At 38.8% G+C, this 18,875-nt stretch carries 19 protein-coding genes and 1 pseudogene; 5 read left to right on the top strand and 15 right to left on the bottom strand.

From position 1 onward, the window contains the following. Positions 1–14 precede the first annotated feature (14 nt). Entirely contained in the window at positions 15–803 is a 789-nt protein-coding gene (gene trpA, locus HWQ49_RS10210) for a tryptophan synthase subunit alpha (protein WP_188207515.1), read from the top strand. Positions 804–830: 27 nt separating this feature from the next. Beyond that, on the top strand, positions 831–1,571 hold the full coding sequence (locus HWQ49_RS10205) for a sulfite exporter TauE/SafE family protein (RefSeq protein ID WP_188207514.1): 741 nt from the start codon (positions 831–833) through the stop codon (positions 1,569–1,571). A 194-nt stretch (positions 1,572–1,765) separates the two neighbouring features. Here the strand turns inward: HWQ49_RS10205 and HWQ49_RS10200 are convergent, their stop codons facing one another. The 3 genes from HWQ49_RS10200 to HWQ49_RS10190 form a co-directional block, all read right to left on the bottom strand. Further along, positions 1,766–2,152: a hypothetical protein gene (locus HWQ49_RS10200; protein ID WP_188207513.1), complete on the bottom strand. Its 387-nt coding sequence runs from the start codon at positions 2,150–2,152 to the stop codon at positions 1,766–1,768. A gap of 183 nt (positions 2,153–2,335) precedes the next feature. Further along, on the bottom strand, positions 2,336–2,734 hold the full coding sequence (locus HWQ49_RS10195) for a nuclease-related domain-containing protein (protein WP_188207512.1): 399 nt from the start codon (positions 2,732–2,734) through the stop codon (positions 2,336–2,338). 545 nt (positions 2,735–3,279) lie between these two features. Next, complete coding sequence (locus HWQ49_RS10190; protein ID WP_188207511.1) at positions 3,280–4,713, bottom strand: sensor domain-containing diguanylate cyclase; 1,434 nt, start codon at positions 4,711–4,713, stop codon at positions 3,280–3,282. Positions 4,714–4,895: 182 nt separating this feature from the next. Between HWQ49_RS10190 and HWQ49_RS10185 the strand changes: the two genes are divergently transcribed. Then, positions 4,896–5,825, top strand: a complete 930-nt coding sequence (locus tag HWQ49_RS10185) for an ATP-grasp domain-containing protein (RefSeq protein WP_188207510.1) — start codon at positions 4,896–4,898, stop codon at positions 5,823–5,825. An 83-nt stretch (positions 5,826–5,908) separates the two neighbouring features. Here HWQ49_RS10185 and HWQ49_RS10180 read toward each other — a convergent pair whose 3' ends face one another. The 3 genes from HWQ49_RS10180 to HWQ49_RS10170 all read right to left on the bottom strand — a co-directional run bounded on the left by HWQ49_RS10180 (position 5,909) and on the right by HWQ49_RS10170 (position 8,660). After that, on the bottom strand, positions 5,909–7,216 hold the full coding sequence (locus tag HWQ49_RS10180) for an alpha/beta hydrolase family protein (protein WP_223155120.1): 1,308 nt from the start codon (positions 7,214–7,216) through the stop codon (positions 5,909–5,911). Between the two features lie 94 nt (positions 7,217–7,310). Then, positions 7,311–7,802: a DUF456 domain-containing protein gene (locus tag HWQ49_RS10175; protein WP_188207509.1), complete on the bottom strand. Its 492-nt coding sequence runs from the start codon at positions 7,800–7,802 to the stop codon at positions 7,311–7,313. A gap of 225 nt (positions 7,803–8,027) precedes the next feature. Next, positions 8,028–8,660: a DUF3889 domain-containing protein gene (locus tag HWQ49_RS10170; protein WP_188207508.1), complete on the bottom strand. Its 633-nt coding sequence runs from the start codon at positions 8,658–8,660 to the stop codon at positions 8,028–8,030. A 179-nt stretch (positions 8,661–8,839) separates the two neighbouring features. On the opposite strand from HWQ49_RS10170, the gene htpX reads away from it, so the two are divergent. Continuing rightward, positions 8,840–9,745, top strand: a complete 906-nt coding sequence (gene htpX, locus HWQ49_RS10165; RefSeq protein WP_188207507.1) for a protease HtpX — start codon at positions 8,840–8,842, stop codon at positions 9,743–9,745. Positions 9,746–9,788: 43 nt separating this feature from the next. On the opposite strand, the gene HWQ49_RS10160 is transcribed toward htpX, so the two are convergent. The 6 genes from HWQ49_RS10160 to HWQ49_RS10135 form a co-directional block, all read right to left on the bottom strand. Then, positions 9,789–10,892 carry an ABC transporter permease gene (locus HWQ49_RS10160; protein ID WP_188207506.1) on the bottom strand — a complete coding sequence of 368 codons (1,104 nt, stop codon included), beginning with the start codon at positions 10,890–10,892 and terminating at the stop codon, positions 9,789–9,791. After that, positions 10,893–12,170 (bottom strand): ABC transporter permease, encoded by a 1,278-nt coding sequence (locus HWQ49_RS10155; protein WP_188207505.1) that lies wholly within the window; start codon positions 12,168–12,170, stop codon positions 10,893–10,895. A gap of 13 nt (positions 12,171–12,183) precedes the next feature. Continuing rightward, positions 12,184–13,116 carry an ABC transporter ATP-binding protein gene (locus HWQ49_RS10150; protein WP_188207504.1) on the bottom strand — a complete coding sequence of 311 codons (933 nt, stop codon included), beginning with the start codon at positions 13,114–13,116 and terminating at the stop codon, positions 12,184–12,186. A gap of 116 nt (positions 13,117–13,232) precedes the next feature. Next, positions 13,233–13,871 carry a response regulator gene (locus HWQ49_RS10145; protein WP_188207503.1) on the bottom strand — a complete coding sequence of 213 codons (639 nt, stop codon included), beginning with the start codon at positions 13,869–13,871 and terminating at the stop codon, positions 13,233–13,235. Then, positions 13,849–15,003: a sensor histidine kinase gene (locus HWQ49_RS10140; protein WP_188207502.1), complete on the bottom strand. Its 1,155-nt coding sequence runs from the start codon at positions 15,001–15,003 to the stop codon at positions 13,849–13,851. Before HWQ49_RS10140 ends, HWQ49_RS10145 begins: the two co-directional genes overlap by 23 nt. 125 nt (positions 15,004–15,128) lie before the next feature. Next, the gene (locus HWQ49_RS10135; protein WP_188207501.1) at positions 15,129–16,550 is read right to left on the bottom strand and encodes a hypothetical protein; all 1,422 of its coding nucleotides are present in this window, start codon (positions 16,548–16,550) and stop codon (positions 15,129–15,131) included. Positions 16,551–16,837: 287 nt separating this feature from the next. Between HWQ49_RS10135 and HWQ49_RS10130 the strand changes: the two genes are divergently transcribed. Next, positions 16,838–17,353, top strand: coding sequence for a hypothetical protein (locus HWQ49_RS10130; protein WP_188207500.1), 516 nt, complete (start codon positions 16,838–16,840; stop codon positions 17,351–17,353). A gap of 158 nt (positions 17,354–17,511) precedes the next feature. On the opposite strand, the pseudogene HWQ49_RS10125 reads toward HWQ49_RS10130, so the two are convergent. The 3 genes and pseudogenes from HWQ49_RS10125 to HWQ49_RS10115 all read right to left on the bottom strand — a co-directional run. Then, positions 17,512–17,657: pseudogene (locus tag HWQ49_RS10125) on the bottom strand (HU family DNA-binding protein); the annotation flags it as partial. Continuing rightward, positions 17,650–18,204, bottom strand: coding sequence for an NADPH-dependent FMN reductase (locus HWQ49_RS10120; RefSeq protein ID WP_188207499.1), 555 nt, complete (start codon positions 18,202–18,204; stop codon positions 17,650–17,652). The gene HWQ49_RS10120 and the pseudogene HWQ49_RS10125, both read right to left, overlap by 8 nt. A 173-nt stretch (positions 18,205–18,377) precedes the next feature. Next, positions 18,378–18,875, bottom strand: a complete 498-nt coding sequence (locus HWQ49_RS10115; RefSeq protein WP_188207498.1) for a YwgA family protein — start codon at positions 18,873–18,875, stop codon at positions 18,378–18,380.

Here is an 18,875-nt window from a genome sequence, read left to right as displayed (position 1 = left end):
AGGAGGTTATGTTCATGCAAACAATCACTCATGGTAAAAAATATTTACAATCCAATTTAAAGGAAACCTTAGACAAAAAGGAAAAAATATTTATTCCGTATGTGATGGCAGGTGATGGTGGTCTGGAAACACTCATCCCTACCTTACAACGATTAGATCGAGCAGGTGCCACAGCCATTGAAGTCGGCATTCCTTTCTCCGATCCTGTTGCTGATGGGCCAACAATACAAGAAGCCGGAAAACGTGCTCGCGCAGCCGGAGTGACCCTTACTTCTATTATTGATATACTAAAGCAAGAACGTGCTTCGATTCAAGCGCCCATTATTTTTATGACTTATATCAATCCGATCTTCAAATATGGTATTGATCGATTCATGAAAGATGCTCAAGCGGCTGGCGTTGATGGTCTAATTATCCCTGATCTCCCTTTAGAACAAAAGATTTTAATTGATTCGGCTCTAACCAATTCAGGTCTTGCCCTTATTCAGCTTGTGTCGCTGACCAGTTCCAAAGAGCGAATGGAAAGAATCGCAAACGCTTCTGAAGGCTTTCTTTACGCCGTTACGGTTAATGGGATCACAGGGGCACGTAGCGAGTTTAATGATCACCTCGAAAATCATTTTTCCTATCTTAAACAGGTCAGTAACGTCCCTGTTTTAGCTGGGTTTGGAATATCAACACCAGATCATGTCAAACAAATGGCTAGCTTTAGTGACGGGGTCGTTGTAGGCAGTAAAATCATCGAACTCTTACAACAGGAAGATTACCAAGCGATTAATGATATGATTGAAGCGAAAGACTAACTAACAGAATAGAAAGATGTGGATCACATGCTAGACTTAATCATCCTATTTTTCGTCGGATTAACGGCAACAACACTAGGCACTTTAGCTGGTGGAGGTGGGTTAATTAGTTTACCAGCCATGTTAACGCTTGGAATCCCCGTCCATTCAGCTATTGGAGCAAATAAAGTGACGAATTCTATTAGTTCATTTACAAGCTTTCTTATGGTTTACCGGCAAAAAGGTGTCACGATTAAAGAAGGCTTAAAAATCATACCCATTAGCTTAGGTGGTGGCGTTGCTGGAGGAATCATCGCCTCCTCCCTACCACCTGATTTAATGTACAAAATAGCTATTGGGCTACTGATTTTCGCCTTTTTGTTTTCTTTTATCAGTAAAGCTGACTTTTCAGGGAAAAGTACCTTTCACTTTAAAACACGTGGGACACCTTTTTTATTTGGTATTGGGATCTATGACGGTATGTTTGGCCCTGGCCAAGGAACGTTAATGCTTTATGTTTTTTCTTATTTAAAAATCTCTTATTACCGTGCTGTTGGCCTTATGCGTGTCGCGACTTTTGCTAGCTGTTTTGGCGCTGCCATTAGCTTCATCTCAGCAGGTCATATTATTTGGTCGTTGACGTTTGCATTAATAGTTGGTTCATTACTAGGCGCACAAGTAGGTGTTCGCCTAGCCGGAAAACTCAAACCACATCATGTAAAAATACTTCTAAGAGCTGTAACAGCCGCACTTATTCTTTATATTTTATTTGATAATCTTGTGATATAACAGCCACGCTAAAGGTTTAGTTACTGAGTGTTATAGGAAAATAGAAGCGTTTTATATGATTGATGAATGCCCATCATGACTTAAATACAGTTAAAATTTCAGAAATACGGTTAAAATTTTGGATTTACGGTTAATTTCTGAGATTTACAGTTAATTTAACGAAAATACGGTTAAAATCCTAAAAATACAGTTAATTACACTAAACCACCTAAGATATATCTAGTCCCCTTCCCTCTTCCGGCAGTAGGTAAGTTCATATTCTTCAATAAATATTTAATCACTTGAGGGTTATCGACTTTGAGGAACTCCCGTGCTTGTGCGTTCGTGATTTCCTCACCAAAAATTAATGCATAATCTCGTAAGGCAGGGATATGCGCGTGGCTTGACTTCCCCCCGCACTGAGTACACATCCACGTGCCCCATTGGCGTACCATTGGCAAAGCACCACAGTCTGGACAAAACACCCCAAAGCGTAGATCATCACTTTTCAACTGATATTTTTCAATCACGTCTTCAGAATAAGGAACATGATCAGCAACAAGAGCCTGACCCAGTTCTTCTAATCTACTATATTCAATCAAACTAGGTTCATCTCGCTTGTTAAACTGTCGATAATGATATAAAAAGGCATGAATTGGAATGACTTGACCACGGTGGAAATGGTTGTCTTGTTTAATATGGAGAATACTTTTCCGATTAGCAAAAACGACTAGCGTGTAAATCGGGATAGGAGGGTAACCGTTTTGATGAAAAACTTGTTCTAATTAAAATTGGTGTTTTTGAACTTGAAGGAGTGGGTCTGGAAAGGGTTCTGTGTAGTCTTCGATCGTGCGGAGCATTTGTTTAGTATCTTGGTTGAAATAAATATCACCAACCATATTTTTAACTTCGACGATCAACATCCAAGCAGGGTTTAGAAGCAATGTATCCATCTGAAAATAATAATCTCGCCATGGTAATCGTAAGTCATGAATACAGCACGTTCGCTCATGGTCAATTAAATTCACATAATAATCAAGTGACCTCTCTCCTCGATCACCAGCACGAATGATCCGAACAGCATCTTGAATAGGCAGCTGATTGGTATGGCCATGAACAATCCGGCTGTTAATAGATTCATACTTCCAGAGCTTTATTGGTTTGTCGTGATCTTTTAGAATCAATAAGCAACAATCCCTTCAAATTGGTATACTTAATATAGTAGCTATTTTTCAAATAATTACAACATATAATACTATTGATTTATCAAAATAAAAAACTTCCACGAGGGAGAACATGTCCCTCTTTCATGGAAGCGTTACTTTGGTATAAGCTTAAAATTAATAGAATATCCGTCCTTTTTTCCTCTGTTTCTTAAGTAGCCAAATGCCAACGAGCAACAGCACGATGCCAATTTGCCAAAAGCCTCGGTCCGGGGCATCAAGCAATATATAAGTTAAAAAATCTAATACACCATCCCACGGTTCCGTTGGGTAAACAAAAACAATGGGAAATACTCCTACTACTATAGATATAACACCTAGCCCTATAAAAATACGTGAGAATAGCTTCACCCTCGATTCCCCCATTAAGCAAGAAAAGTCTATTAGCACTCTTTTTCAATCAACCATTTAGTTTATATTAATCGAAAATTCAAACTTTTATACTATTTTAGCACAAATCATTAATTTAAAAAGGACTTAGAGGGAAATTATTATAGAACTTTCAACTATTTTGCTGAAGGATGGTCATTTAAGTACCATACAACTTGATTCTTACCACCTTGTTTAGCGCGATATAAAGCCTGATCTGCACGCTTAATTAACTCATCTCCAGCCTCACCATCACTAGGATAAACAGCAACTCCAACACTCATGGTGACATGATAAATATTACCATCGACCTCCCACGGCTTGGATACTGTCTCAATTAAACGCTCTGCGACTCGCTGAACATCTAAATCAGAATAAACATTCCTCACCAATACATTAAATTCATCTCCACCGATCCGAGCAATCAAATCTTCTTCTCGTACCGCATTTTTCAATCTCCTAGCTAAATAAGTTAAAAACTCATCCCCAGCATCGTGTCCTAAATCATCATTAATCTTCTTAAAGTTATCACAATCTAAGTATAACAGGGCTATACGTCGGTTTTGATGACGTGCATCCTTTAACACTTGATCTAACTTCTCTTTAAAATAACGACGGTTTGGCAATTCAGTCAAAGGGTCATTATTAGCAAAGAATTGAACTTGCTTTTCAGCCCGTTTGCGATCAGTTATATCGATTAAAACCCCTTCAATATACTTTATTTGATTATCATATCCTCTAATAATGATCGTCCGGTCATCAACCCATTTAATAGAACCATCCTTAGTTCTAATGCGATACTCTTGTTGATATTCATTAATGCCGTTTTGCTTGTAATATTCTACTTCATCAGTGATACGATCGAGGTCATCTTCATGAATAATCGATGAAAACGGGGTTTTCTCACCTAAAAAGTCACAAGACGAATAACCAAACTGTTCGACGTTTTTAGATATATACTCAATCGGCCAACCAGGTTCATTTTTCCAGCGTAGGACAACAGCCGGTGTGCTTTCAATTACCGTCTCAGCTAACCTAACTGATTCCTCAGATTTCTTCTTGGCAATAATAACAGCCGCTAGGTTTGCAAAGGCATCAAATACCTGCATTTCCTTTTCAGTTGGTAAGCGTTTTTCTTTGGAATAAAAGGCAAGTGTCCCAAATAACTCACCATTTGTTGAGGTAATGGGTTTAGACCAGGATGAACGGATACCAAACGATCCCAGTTTGTCACTTAATCCTTCCCATAGTAGACTGTCATGAATATCTTCTACCAACACAGGTTCGTTAAGATAAGCAGCCGTTCCACAAGAACCAGATTGAGGTCCTATTTCAATTCCCTTAAACATCTTCACAAGATCACTCGGCAAATTAGGAGCAATTGCATTCCCTAGTTGATTGGAATCTTTATCAAGAAGAAGAATTGATGAATAGATTCCCTCTAAAGATAGGTCCAAAGTGCTAATTAGATGTTTTAAGGTATCCCACAATGGAATTTGTTCCATCGCTAATAATTCAATCACTTTACTCTGCTCTATTAATATATCTTGTGCACTTAAATGCTTGTTCATGATTGTCATCACCAATCTATTAATTTATGTCGAATTTTTAAGAATTATCCATACTATACCACTACATTTCCAATAAACCAAGACAAAACTCCTAGAAAATGCTTATAAGTTTCATTTTACTGTCATTTTAAATATACTAGTAAACAAATCGGAATAATTTTAGTTTTAAAAGGAGCTTTTTTATGAAAAAAATATACATCATTCACGAAAATGACGAATGGACTCAACCACTTATCGAAGCATTAGAAGAGCTGGGTGCTCCTTATGAAAGCTGGTTCATTCATGAGGGACATATCGATTTAACCGAAACTCCTCCCAATGGGGTATTTTATAACCGAATGAGTGCATCCTCTCATTCACGGGGACATCGCTATGCACCAGAATTAACTTCAACCATACTCGCATGGTTAGAAGAACACGAGCGTCTTGTATTAAATGGAAGTCATGCTCTAGACTTAGAGATTAATAAAGCAAGACAATATACAGCATTACAAAAAGCTGGAATCCGAACGCCTCAAACAATGGTCACTGTCGGTAAAGAACAAATGATTGAAGGTGCTCATCAAATGGAAAAACCATTTATCACCAAGCATAATCGAGCAGGGAAAGGTTTAGGTGTTCAACTATTCCAGAGTGTTGAGGCGCTTGAAAGCTATGTTAATAGTAATGAATTCGAAGAGCCAATTGACGGTATAACCTTATTACAGCAGTATGTTGAATCACCTGACTCGACCATTACACGTTGTGAATTTATCGACGGTAAGTTTTTCTACGCGGTCAAAGTCGACACATCAGAAGGCTTTGAACTTTGCCCTGCTGATGCCTGCTCCATTGAGGATCAGTTTTGTGTGACCACGGAAAACACACGTGAAAAGTTCCAAATTATTGAGAACTTTGCTGATCCGATCATCCATAAATATGAGAAATTCTTAAAGGATAATGGGATCGATTTTGCCGGCATTGAATTCATTCAAAATAATAATGATGAGATTTTCACCTATGATGTTAATACCAACACCAACTATAACTCTGATGCCGAGCTTAAAGTTGGTCAATATGGGATGAAACAAATCGCCAAAGTATTAAATAATTACCTTCAAAAGCTTGACTAAAAATGAATCCCTGCTAACAGTATTCGAACTGTTGCAGGGATTTTTGGTTAGTTTCTTCAATTATGGTTCATTAAGCCTACTTATTATTCAAGATTGAATGGCTCTTGTAAAAATAAAATAATTTCTTCAACTAACCCCTCAGCAAGAGGTGATGTTGGATCCTGATAAGTTGCTAAATTCCCCATACGATCTTCCGGAGAATCTTTTAACACGTGGTTCATTCCATCTATCACAACCCATTCAGCTTCTGGTTTTGCTTTTGCTAATTGTTCAGCATCTTCTTTAGTTACCTGTAGATCGTGTTCACCTTGGACAATTAAAGTGTTAGCATCTACCTTAGTCATGATCTCACTTGGATCATATGCCATCCAAGACCCTAAAAATGGTTGTACTCCTGGCCGAAATGTACTTTGTAATTCAGTTGAGACATCTTCTACGACATTTCCTTCAGCTATTTGATTAAGAATCTTATCCGCCTCTATCATTAAATGTTCCGGTAGTTGGACGGCCAACTGTTCCCTTAATACATCATCAATTGTACGTCCTGCTCCAGCGATTGAAATGATCGCATCAACCTCGACATCGAGTGATGCCAACTTACCCACTAATGCTCCTTGACTATGGCCAATGATACCTACTTCATTAAAACGGTCATCTTCTTTAAGCATTTCTAACCAGTAGACTGCATCTTGTATAAAGTCATCAAAGCGCATGTCTTCTTCAGGAACAATAGCATCCGAATTTTCTAAAGCTCCACGCTTACTATAGCGCACACTAGCTATTCCCTTATCTGCTAAAGCTTCAGCTAATAACTTCAAGCTATTATTCTGACCTACCCCTGGTGAGTTCCCGTGCCGATCAGTCGGGCCTGAACCAGGAATGATTAATACGACAGGTGATGGCCCATCTTTATTTGGCTCCAATAACTCACCTTGTAAAGTGCCGTCATCTGTTTCAACTGAAACGAGATTAGCCTCTTCATCTTCTTCACTTGACAACTCACCTTTTTGTAAATGAAACGGAAAGGATTGTCCTTGTTGCGTGAACGTGCCTTCTATACGCTCTTCATGCTCTAAGTCACCAACAAAGCGAATAAACTGACCAGGCAAGTCCATATCAAATCGGATATCATCATCAGATACCTTCAAGTCGGACAATGGGAAATCCGTCAACCCTTGCATAGGAATACTGATCTTCCCGGCTAAGTCATCTTCATCAACTTCTTCAAAAGTTACCAAAACATTCAAAGGCATGTCGGGTGTTTCAATCATACCTTGCCAGTTACCTATTAAGGTGTTTTTTATATTGTTATCATCCATTACTTCTTCGTTCGAACAACTTACTAATAAAAAAACGAATCCAACCATTAATGAGAGCCAAATCTTTTGCAATTAAATTACCTCACTTAAACGTAGTATTTATGATGATTAATCCTTTGTCCGAACTCTAAAAAGCACTTCTTTATTTAGTCTGAACTAGATCAAGCTACGTCATAACCACAATGAGAAACCAAATGATCATAATCGTTAAGGTGACAAATTTGGCAAACGCACCACTTAAGAACCCTAGAAGTGACCCAACTGAAGCCTTCGCTGCCTCTTCTGCCGTTCGTTTTTGTAATAACTCAACGACGAACACTGCAATAACAGGTACAACTAAAATCCCTAACGGTGGCATAATAAACGCACCAATGATGACACCAATTGCTGCTGCCCATTCACCACGCTTAGTACCTCCATACTTTTTGACGAAATAACTATTTGCAATAACATCAGCCACGACAACGATTATAGTTAGAATAATCATCGACGTCCAAAACACCCATGTTAGTTCCTCACGATTGATTCCAAAATGATAGACAAAAAATCCACCCCAGACTACTAATGGGGCAGGTACTATTGGGAAAATAATCCCTATGTAACTCAACAAGAACAAACCAGCCACCAACACCCACATGATGATTTCTGTAAGTTCCATAAACGATCACTCTCAATCATTTAGATTTTAAGAAATACGGTTAATTTCGAGAAAATACAGTTAAAGTTTCTGAAATACAGTTAATTTGAGCAGAATACAGTTAATTTTTCAGAAATACGGTTAATTTCAGGAAAATACGGTTAATTAGACTTACTGTTTATTATAGCCTTTATTAACTTATAGGGTAAACTAAAATGTGCGCCTCACCCGAAGCGCACATTCACACTATTCTAACTCCTCCAAATCGAATGAAATCACTCGATCTGTTCGTGGATTATAAACGACATGACCTTGAACAGTTACTCGTTCCTGAGGTGATTCAACGACATAATTGTACGTCTCACTCACACGATTTTCAGCTACTTCTTCAGATCCAACGAATTCATAATCAACAATGTTATAACCAGGGTAAGCTACGCGCACAATTTCCATTAAATACTTACCAAACTCTTCTTCCTCTAAATCTGGTGCAGGTGATATGACGACATCAACAATCCCAACTCCTGGATTTGCACCTAGTGCTTCAAATGCACGACGGTGGAGATTGATATGATTTCCCGGAAATTCATCTACTGTATCAACAACTTCAACTAATATTTCCCGTTGAGTTGCTGGGTTACGTACTTTTAACATTTGACCACATCTAAACTCACTTTGTGGACTCACTGCAACAGTCATAAATTGATTATCGGACCAAGGAATATCACATTTTGTTACTGCCCCTCCTTCTGTCCATGTCGCCTGTCCTTGAATGGATTGGCGCCGATAAAAGAACGGCATATGAAAAAGAGGCTGTTCCGTGTCGGGGGCTCGGTGGAAGTGATCAACGTTATTCGGATAGTAAAAATATGGATACATATTCTTCCTCCTATATTTATTTTTCTCATTATTTAACATATGCCTACTAAGCTTGACTGTTACCTTTCAGTTCCTAAAATTGTTTATACAATACAATTCAAATGTAAATTTATTTTAAGGTTTATTTTTTCGTGGTATAATAATAAAGGACAAACAAGAAATCTATAGGGGGAAACGCAGTGGGTAAAAGAATTTTATTTTTCTTATTAACAAACATTCTTGTGTTAACCACAATTATGATTGTTTGGTCAGCGATTGTCTCTTTTACAGATATCGGACCAACATATGATGGTAGTGGTGCCTTAGGTATTAATTATACATCACTAGCTGTGTTTAGTTTATTAGTCGGTTTTTCAGGTGCTTTTATCTCCTTAGCAATGTCCCGTTGGATGGCTAAGAAAATGATGAAAGTCCGTGTACTAGATCCTAATGATAATTTAACAACAGCTGAGCGCCAATTAGTAGAGCGCGTCCATCGCCTATCTCGTGCAGCTGGTTTAATGCATATGCCTGAAGTAGGAATTTACCGTTCTCAAGAAGTTAATGCTTTCGCAACCGGTCCAACCAAAAAACGTTCGCTAGTTGCTGTATCAACAGGTCTATTACAATCTATGGACGATGACGCTGTTGAAGGTGTACTTGCACATGAGGTGGCACACGTCTCAAATGGTGATATGGTGACAATGACATTACTACAAGGTGTCATTAACACATTCGTTGTATTCTTATCACGTATTGTTGCTGCAGTGGTTTCCAACTTCGTACGTGAGGAAATGAGAATGATTGTTCACTTCATTGCGATCATCGTGTTCCAAATCCTATTCTCAATTCTAGGAAGCCTGGTTGTTATGGCATACTCACGTCATCGTGAATTCCATGCTGACCGTGGTGGTGCTGACTTAGCAGGTAAAGATAAAATGGCTCATGCACTACGTTCGCTTAAGAACACTTTAAGTAATGCTAATGACCACAGTGATGATACAGCCATTCAAACGATGAAAATCAATAACAAGGGTGGAGCAGCAAGATTATTTTCTTCTCACCCTGATTTAGATGAGCGTATTGCACGTTTAGAACAAAAATAATCCTAAAAACCTGACGTAGACACTACGTCAGGTTTTTTCACTTCTAACTTCTTCTTTCGATTAAATTAACTCCTACTCCCATACATAACACACCAATTAACACGATAATCGCTATGGGCTCTAGCAACTCACCTAACCCTTGTTCGTACATTGATACCCCTTTTAAAGCATCCATTGCATAAGTGATCGGGTTAACCTTAGATGCAGCTAGAATAAATTGGTTACTCACCGCTTCAATCGGCCAAAACGCGCCACCGATCATCGCCATACTTACCGATACAATCGGCACAACAGAATTTAACTGCTCTTGAGTTTTCGTAAAGCCTAATAAGAGCATTCCAATCGCAACAACTGAAAATGTGAAGCTTGCTATTATTACCAATAAAGCACCAGTACTTTCCCCAACATCAAAATTAAACAGATATTTAAACAATAAGACGATCAATATAATCTGTAAAATTCCTAGAACAAACGAATAACTCACATGCCCAAAATATACCTGCCACTTCTTAACGGGTGACAATATAATTCGATTCATCGTTCCCGTCCGTTTTTCTTCAGCGATCTTGCTTAAACTAAATATGATCGTATAGATTGAAAAAAACAGGGTCATTCCAAACAAGGTCTGTATCTGATGGTTATAAGTTGGTGCAGCATTGTCGTTGTCTACCATCTCAGTTGTTACAGATAGGGCTGGCTCAGATAATCGATTTTCCACCTGACTACGAAATTGGTCATCGTCCACCACTGATTCGACAGTAGCTAAACGGTTTTCATTCATATAAACCTGCCTCACCACTTGCTCTAACATGGTTAACTCGGGACTTTCTGATAACATCCAGATCTGATAGTTATTTTCCATAACCAGTAAAGCAAAGGGCTTATTACCCATAGCAATCTTTTCCCTTGCCTCAAGCTCTTCCATTTCTTCAAAAGAGTAGCCATCTGTTTCATTAAGCCGTTCCAGCCAAAATTCCTTCTTAGACTCACTCACTGAATCATCGATGACTGTTGGAACCTTAATCGATGAGATCGAACCAAAGCCACCAACAACAGCTACGAACAAAATCGTCATAAGAACCATAGCAAAAAACAATACCGGCTCTCTCCGTAATCGCTGCCACTGTAATAAGAATAATGCCTTCATCTAAGCCACCCTCCTTTTTGGAAAGATAAATAAACTCATGCTGAATATGACTATTGCCATCACTAGTAACCGAACTAATAATGGACCAATGGCGCTTAAACCTAAGCCTTGAGTCCACTGTAAATAAGCGTTCATGGCAACCCCATTCGGCACCCATAATCCCATTTGATTAATCACATCAGGTAATTGGAACATTGGAGCAAAGCTACCCCCTAAAAAGGCAAACACACTTACGATACCAAAAGCGAACACATTAGGAATTGCATTACTTTTTGTCCTCATTGCCATAGCTACTAGTAAAGTCCCCAATGAGCCAATGGTTAGCGCGTAAACTAAAGAAATTAAACCAATACCACCCCAATAGGCCCAATTATTCAGTTGGAACGCTTGGAAGACAAGACTAGAAGCTACCAATAATATGAAGATCTGCATAACGACCAATACTATAGTAGAAACCCATTTTCCGGATAAATATAGATTTCGACTTCTTCCTGACAGTAAAATACGATCAAAAACATGTTGGTAATTCTCGATATAAGCCTTAGACCCCATCGTGGAAGCTACATATAATGCAAACATAACAGCCATTCCAAACGTATAATACTGAAGCATCGAAAGGGGTTCTTGATCCGTAACTGATTCAACTCCCCCAAGATCATGAATAGATAACTCCTCTTCAGTTGAAGTTATTGCCTCCTCGCCACCGACTTGAGCAATGGCAGTCTCCAAGTTGATTTGATCAACCAACGTACTGATGATGTCATCAACAATATCGACAGCTAAGGCACTGTGATCACTGGATTGAATAATTAATTCACTTCCCTCACCCTCATCAAGGATCATCTTTTGTAAGGCTTGATAAGTAAAATCTTCTGGGACCTTAATAATAGCTAGGATTTCCTCATCTTGAACTGCTTCTAAAGCCTCATCCTCAGCTAAGTAAGATACTTTTACAACCCCTTCTAAATCATCACTGAATAAAGCCTCTTCGATAATAGAAAAAGGTTGAAACGATTCAGCTGCTTCGGTCATACCTACTTTTGCCTCATCTGGGAAAGCAGCAGAATTGACGTCATCAATGAATTGTTGCACCCCAGCCTCTGTATCATCTTCCTGTACAATAGCCACCTTTAACTCAGAAAATCCTTCCTCCGACATCACACCACCTAGGGCAAAACCTAAAATAGCAGTTAGTACAAAGGGCATGAGCAGCAACACAAGTAATTCTGTCCTATCCCTGATTAGAATTAAGACATCTTTTTTCAAAAAGTTTACCATCACTCACACCCCCCTAGTCTCTTAACTTACGGCCTGTTAAATGTAGAAACACATCTTCTAATGTTGGCACCTGCACATTAATTCCTGCAATTTGTGCATCTTCTTGTTCAGCGATCTGAAAGACTTTCCCCAACAGCCGACTACCTTTTGTGACAATCAGTTTTATCCCTTTATCATGCTCTACTACTTGTAAGACTTCTTCTAAGCCCGATAATGCTTTGACTAAGTTTGGGTAAGGTCGATCTAATTCAATTAAAATCGATTCTTCACTTGATAGAATACTTGTTAATTCTTCTTGAGTCCCTGTTGCAATCACTTTCCCGTGGTCCATAATATAAATCCGATCGCATAATCGCTCAACCTCCTCCATGTAGTGGCTTGTATAAAGAACGGTCATCCCCTTTTCTTCATTTAATTGACGTACCATCTCCAAGATATAGTTGCGTGATTGTGGGTCAATTCCAACTGTCGGTTCATCCATAATAATGATTTCTGGTTCGTGTAACAAAGCTACAGCAATATTAATTCTTCGCTTCATTCCACCAGAGTAATTTTTGACTAATTCTTTTTGCTTTTCTTCTAACCCAACTATTTTTAAAGCATCCTCAACCTTCTGATCTAACGTTTCTCCCTTTAATCCATAAATCTTTCCGAAGAATTTTAGATTCTCGAGTGCTGTTAACTCCTCATAAACAGCAATTTCTTGTGGGACAACCCCCAACACGTTACGAATGACATTGGGATTCTTCACAACACTTTCTCCATTCCACTTCACATCACCTGAAGTCGGCATTGATAACGAGGAAATCATGGAAATTGTCGTTGACTTCCCTGCTCCGTTAGGTCCTAGCAAGCCTACAGATTCACCCTTATTTAAATAAAGATTAACTTCATCAACGGCTACCGTACTCTTAAACACTTTTCTCAAATCGGTCGTTTCTAACATGCGCTCTCCTCCAAACACTTTTCGTCTAATTTCTTCAAGTATATAAAAAAGAAGGCAGATTCAACACTGCCCTCAGTCACTAAATGGAAGATAAACCATGACTTAAGTCATTTAAATTAAACAATCTGATTTCTAATTGCATAGATTGCCAATTGCGTTCGATCACGAAGCTCTAGTTTATCGAGTAATCCGCTAATATGATTTTTTACCGTTCCTACTGATAATGCTAAATCTTGCGCAATTTCTTTATTGCTCTTTCCTTCACCTATACGCCTTAATATATCAATTTCACGTGGTGTTAATAAATCATTTAGACCTGATGTTTCACGCTTCTGTTTATGTAACAGACGTGGGACGACCTTTGCGGCTACTTCTCCTTGAATTTGAAGTCCACCTGCTAAACAGCTTTTAATCGACTTAATTAACCACTCAGCATCTGCATCTTTAAGCATATAACCATGTGCACCAATACGAAGCGCCTCAAGTGCATATTCATCATCATTAAAGGTCGTTAACATTAATACTTTCATCTCTGGCCAACGCTCTCGTATGATCTTAGCGACTTCTAATCCATCGATCTTAGGCATGCGAATATCTAATATCGCCACGTCAAACCACTGTTCTTCGCATAACTTTATCGCTATTTCACCATCACTTGCTTCTCCCGTCACGCGCAAATCATCATCCGTTTCGATCATCATCTTAAGCCCTTGCATGACAAGTGATTGATCTTCAGCCAGTAAAATCCGTGTCATTGACAGCACTCCTAGTCTTTAAAATTGGTAAGGTTCCACGCACGATGAATCGTTTTTGATAGCCAGAAACTTCTAGTTGACCACCCACTTTTTCTACACGTTCTCGCATCGACTGTAACCCATACCCTTCTCGATACTGATAATCTGCATCAATCGGATTCGAAATTTCAAACCTAAAAACACTTTCTCCAGGCGACTCAAAAATAACAGAAGCTTCACGTTCTGGACTATGACGCATCACATTGGTCAGTGCTTCTTGTACAGCTCGGTAGACAGTTACCGTCTGATCCACATCCAGTTCTGCCGTAAACGCCCGATTTTTAACAGAGAAATAAACCTTAATTAAGTTCTCTGCTTCAAGCTTACGAATTAACCGCATGATGGCAGGTAACCCACCGACTTCATCCTGTTTCATCACTTTAACCGCGCTTCTTGTCTCATCTAGACTTTCTTTCGCAAGTCCTTTAAGCATATCCAATCGCTCGACTGCTTCAGTTCCTGCTTCCATTCGAGCAACCTCCAACTGCATCAAAAGGTTAGTCAACTTATGACCAACTCGATCATGAATCTCTCTTCCAATCTGCGCTCGCTCTTCTTGACGGGCCAGTTGTTCGTCATTAGCAGATTTACGCTTCAGCTGGCGGTACTCGTGCAATAGCGCCTCATAACGAGCATCGAAAGCACGCCATCTTTGAATATAAAAATAGGCTAGCACCCCAACTATTGCGTAAAAAACGATGTATATAACCGAAAATGTAACGGAAATAGGAGATGATATTAACAGTGACACAGCCAAGGTAGTGCCAGCAATTACAGCATACCACCTCTTTAGCCTGAAAATCACTTCACCCATTAAGTATGTAAAAATAATGAGTGAATAAGGGTTCGAACCAACACCTTGTCCACCTTGAAATAACACTGCTGTTACTAAACCAGCACTTGTAAGCACAATAGTAGTCATTATTAAGCTACTCGTAAATAGGGGAATGGTAAAAATTAAAGCAAAAAAGAGTGCTGCACCAAACCATTGGGAATGAGAAATCATTGCTAGGCCATGATTCATTGATATTAAGCCTATACCCCAAGTTACCCCTAAAATAGTTAACCAAATCCACACCAAATGTCGCTCCATTATATTCACCTAAATGCTTTTATTCTTATCATAACATTAAAGACTACAAGTAATTGCCCATGAATCAAAAAAACTACCTCGCTCAACTTTTAAATAGTCAAGCAAGGTAGTTTGTTGGATAAACCTTACCAAATCCACAAGGCGAATAAGGTTGCTAACACTAACCCACCAATTACGGGGAGGAAATTTTTGCGTGCAAGCTCCATCACGGACACCCCACAGAAACCAGCTACGGCAACAAGTGATGACCAGGCGACTAAAGCGCCACCTCCAGTCCAGATCGAACCGAGTTGCCCAAGTGCAGCAAGTGTCGTTGGCTCGACTGAACCAGTGGCTAATGCACTAGATAAGGCACCTGTTAATGGGAGCCCCGAAAAGCCAGAACCATCAAGCCCCGTAATGATCCCTATAATCAAAATACCAAATGCCGTTAAGAATGCACTTTCAGGAATCGCAGCCTGACCTGCCTCAACCAACTCGAATAAAAACGCTGGGGTTGCTGCATCGCCTAAAGACATAATCTCACCTGCAAAATCCCCACTTCCTAAGAAGAAGAAACCTGCAATCGGAATGACTGGCCCCATCGCTTTAAAGGCGAACACGAAGCCGTTTGTAATGTGCTCACTAATTCGGTCCAATGCCTGAACCTTTCCAAAGGCGAGCGATGCTAAAGCAAGTAACAGAACGGCAACACCACCAATTAAAGCAGCCCCGTCATCTCCTTCAAAACCACCTTCTCTACCACCAGTGGCTTTAGTTATGATCATAAAGATCATAATCGCTAACATAGCAAGTGGCACTAAAACAGCAAATAATTTTCGCCATTTTTCGTTTTCAAATTGGTATGGTTTTGACGTCTCCTCTTGCCCAGGAAGTTTCTTCAACGCTTCCTTATTTAATGGATCATTAGGCTTTCTAATCTGTCTACGAATCATCAGATAAGCTAAACCAATAGCAAAAGCACCTGCAACCAGTGATAGAACAAGTGCTTTATCAGCGATTACACTTGAATCCAATCCTGATGACGATGCGCTTAAAGACGGAGCCACTTGCATGATATAGTCTGATGACAATGCCATACCTTGACCAGCCAAAGCCACAACCATAGCCGCTCCCATCACAGGTAAGCCAGCTCTAACTGCAGCCGGCACGAGTAAAGCACAAATCAATGGGACAGCAGGTGTTGGCCAGAAGAATAATGAAATGATAAACGTGACCACAATTAGTACTAGATATGCAATATGCCCATTTGTCATGATTTTTTGAACGGGAGCAATCATTTGTTGATCGGCACCTAAATCTTTAAGTGAATGCAATAACGCAACCATAAAAGTTATGATCAAAAATATACTAAACAGCTCTTTAGCAGCTGTTAAATTGGCGTGAAATACGGATGTAAACCCGGTCACTAAGTTTCCAGTGTAAATCCAGGCAACTAAGAATGTGCCAATTAGAGTTGGTAACACGACACCTCTTCTAAACACCATGGTTAGAATAACAACAACCGTGACCAACGCATACAGCCAATGCGAAATGGTTAATTCCATGTTGCTACCTCCTTTTGCAGCATCTTATGCACAGACGCCTAAGGAGGTGACTTTAGTTCGAGACACTGATTTCAAGGTTAAAATAAACTCAAGATGTTGATTGGAACCATGATTTTGTTGATAGATTCTCCATTTTTGTTGATTGTACGGTACTTTTTGATGATAAACCCTTTATTTTCGTTTATTGTCTATTCTTACCAGAACATATATACTAAAGTAATTAAAGTCATAATACTTAGTAAATATTCATAATACATAGTTGAACATGTAAAGAAGGTGAAGAAAAGTTGAGAAAGCTTAATAAAATAATTCTATTCATACTTATAGTAGGTGTTATTTACTTGTTTTTTTCATTACAATCACCTACAGACATTAACAAAGAATACGAAGGGTTCATATATCAATTAGGGAGTGATACAGAAGGAAAAAAAGTTAAAATTGAAGTGAATGGTGAATTAAAAAACGCCATTTTTGCTAAAAATCAATTTGAAGGTTTCATAAGTACTAATGGAGAAAAAATCCCCCCTAATCATGCGTTACAAGATACCGTAATTCTTGATCTAGAGGAACAACTAGGAGGACTACTTATTTATACTATTCAAAATGAACGTGGAGAAAGTATTTTGCAATATGGGGAGTTACATCAACATGATGAATTCAAGGAGATACTTATTACTAAATTCCCTGAAGACGGTAGTTGGAATGTAGAAGATGGTACTATAATAGCAGCTCCAGCTAATAATAAGGATGAAGCTTTAACTATTGCTAATGAAATTATAGATTCAACAAATCCTTTGAAATAATGCAGTATGAAAGAAAAGTCAGAAGGTTGATTATCCATTTTGATAATTACAATTAAGCTATACTATTTTACTTTTATTATAAGGTGGCCATCCCTGCCTTAAAAAAGGAGAAATCCAGAAATATATCTAGGTCTCTCCTTTTACTATGTGACATGTATTTAAATAATATCAAATTCCTGACCAGTCTGAGGGTTACGTCCTTTTCTCGCTGAGCGTTCACGTACCGCAAAGTTTCCAAAACCAATCAATTGAATTCTTTCCTCTTTTTTAGTGAATCGGGAATGGTTCCAAATACACTATCTAACCCCCGCAAGCTTAACCAATTCTTGTAGCATCTTCTCATAGCTTTTCGCATCTCTTTCAGGTAGATTCAACTTCCCCTGATCATCAACTAGATCATAAGCGCCACTTACCATAATACGAGGATGTGCTGGGACTTGAATCCCCATATGCCCAAGCACTTCACGTAAATGAAGCTGAGCTTGGATGGTTCCACTTTGGCCTGGTGTTGCTCCAACAACCCCAGCAACCTTCCCTGACAGTGAATTATCACCTTCTGGACGTGTTAACCAGTCAATAGCATTTTTTAAAACACCCGGGAAGGACCCATTATATTGAGGTGTTGCAATCAATAACATATCTGCACTCTCAACCTGTTTTTTAAAACGAGCTACACTTTCAGGAAGAGGGTTCTCTTTGTCCTGATTAAAAACTGGAACATCTGTATAGTCAGCATACTCATATTCCACATTGTCTGGTAACAACGATTGACACACATCTAATAATTTTTTGTTAACAGAATCTTCTCGAAGACTACCACTAATTCCTACTAATTTTAAGTTTCGACTCATGTTCTCACTCCTATTTGTCTATCTAATAACATTTATCGTAAGAGACTTTCACCCTTTAAAGCAAGTCATTTGCACAAATCACTTAATTTGACCACTGTTATACGGATTGGATCCACATTTCCACTGATTGAGCCCCATATAATATAAAAAAGAAGAAGCAACCCTGCTTCTTCTTAGTGTACCGTCAACTCTTCTATAAACTTCCAAGCTTCCTCAAAATCTTGCTCAGTGTAATTTTGTTTACTTTTTACCGTTCTCACTTTTTCCTCGACATCGTCTTTGGAAAACTCATCAAAGAAAAGCATCGTTGAAACTAGCTCTAAAAACTTAGAACTTTGATTATTCATCTGATCAATCACATCAATCATATCTGGAGTCTCGACCTCAGCTTGTTCCAAAAAACCTGCACCACGATCCGTTAAATGATAACGATATTGGTAGTAGCCTTTTTCCTTTTCGCGCTCTTCATCTAAGAATCCTAGATTACACAACTCTTCAATTCTAGTTGATAGTTCCTCAGAATAAGGGCCATAAAAATGAAATGAATAACGTTCAGAAAAATCATATCCACACTTTTTCAATATGTATACCATTTTCTGCAATCGTTTCCGTCCAACAACCTCTTGCGCTTGTTTAAAAAACGTCATCAATTTTGCGTGATCTTCTAACAT

This window comes from Alkalibacillus aidingensis, from assembly GCF_014595945.1.
Classification (GTDB): Bacteria; Bacillota; Bacilli; order Bacillales; family Alkalibacillaceae; genus Alkalibacillus; species Alkalibacillus aidingensis.
Note: the sequence above shows the minus strand (reverse complement) of the source record. Positions and strands in the feature narration are given on the sequence as shown.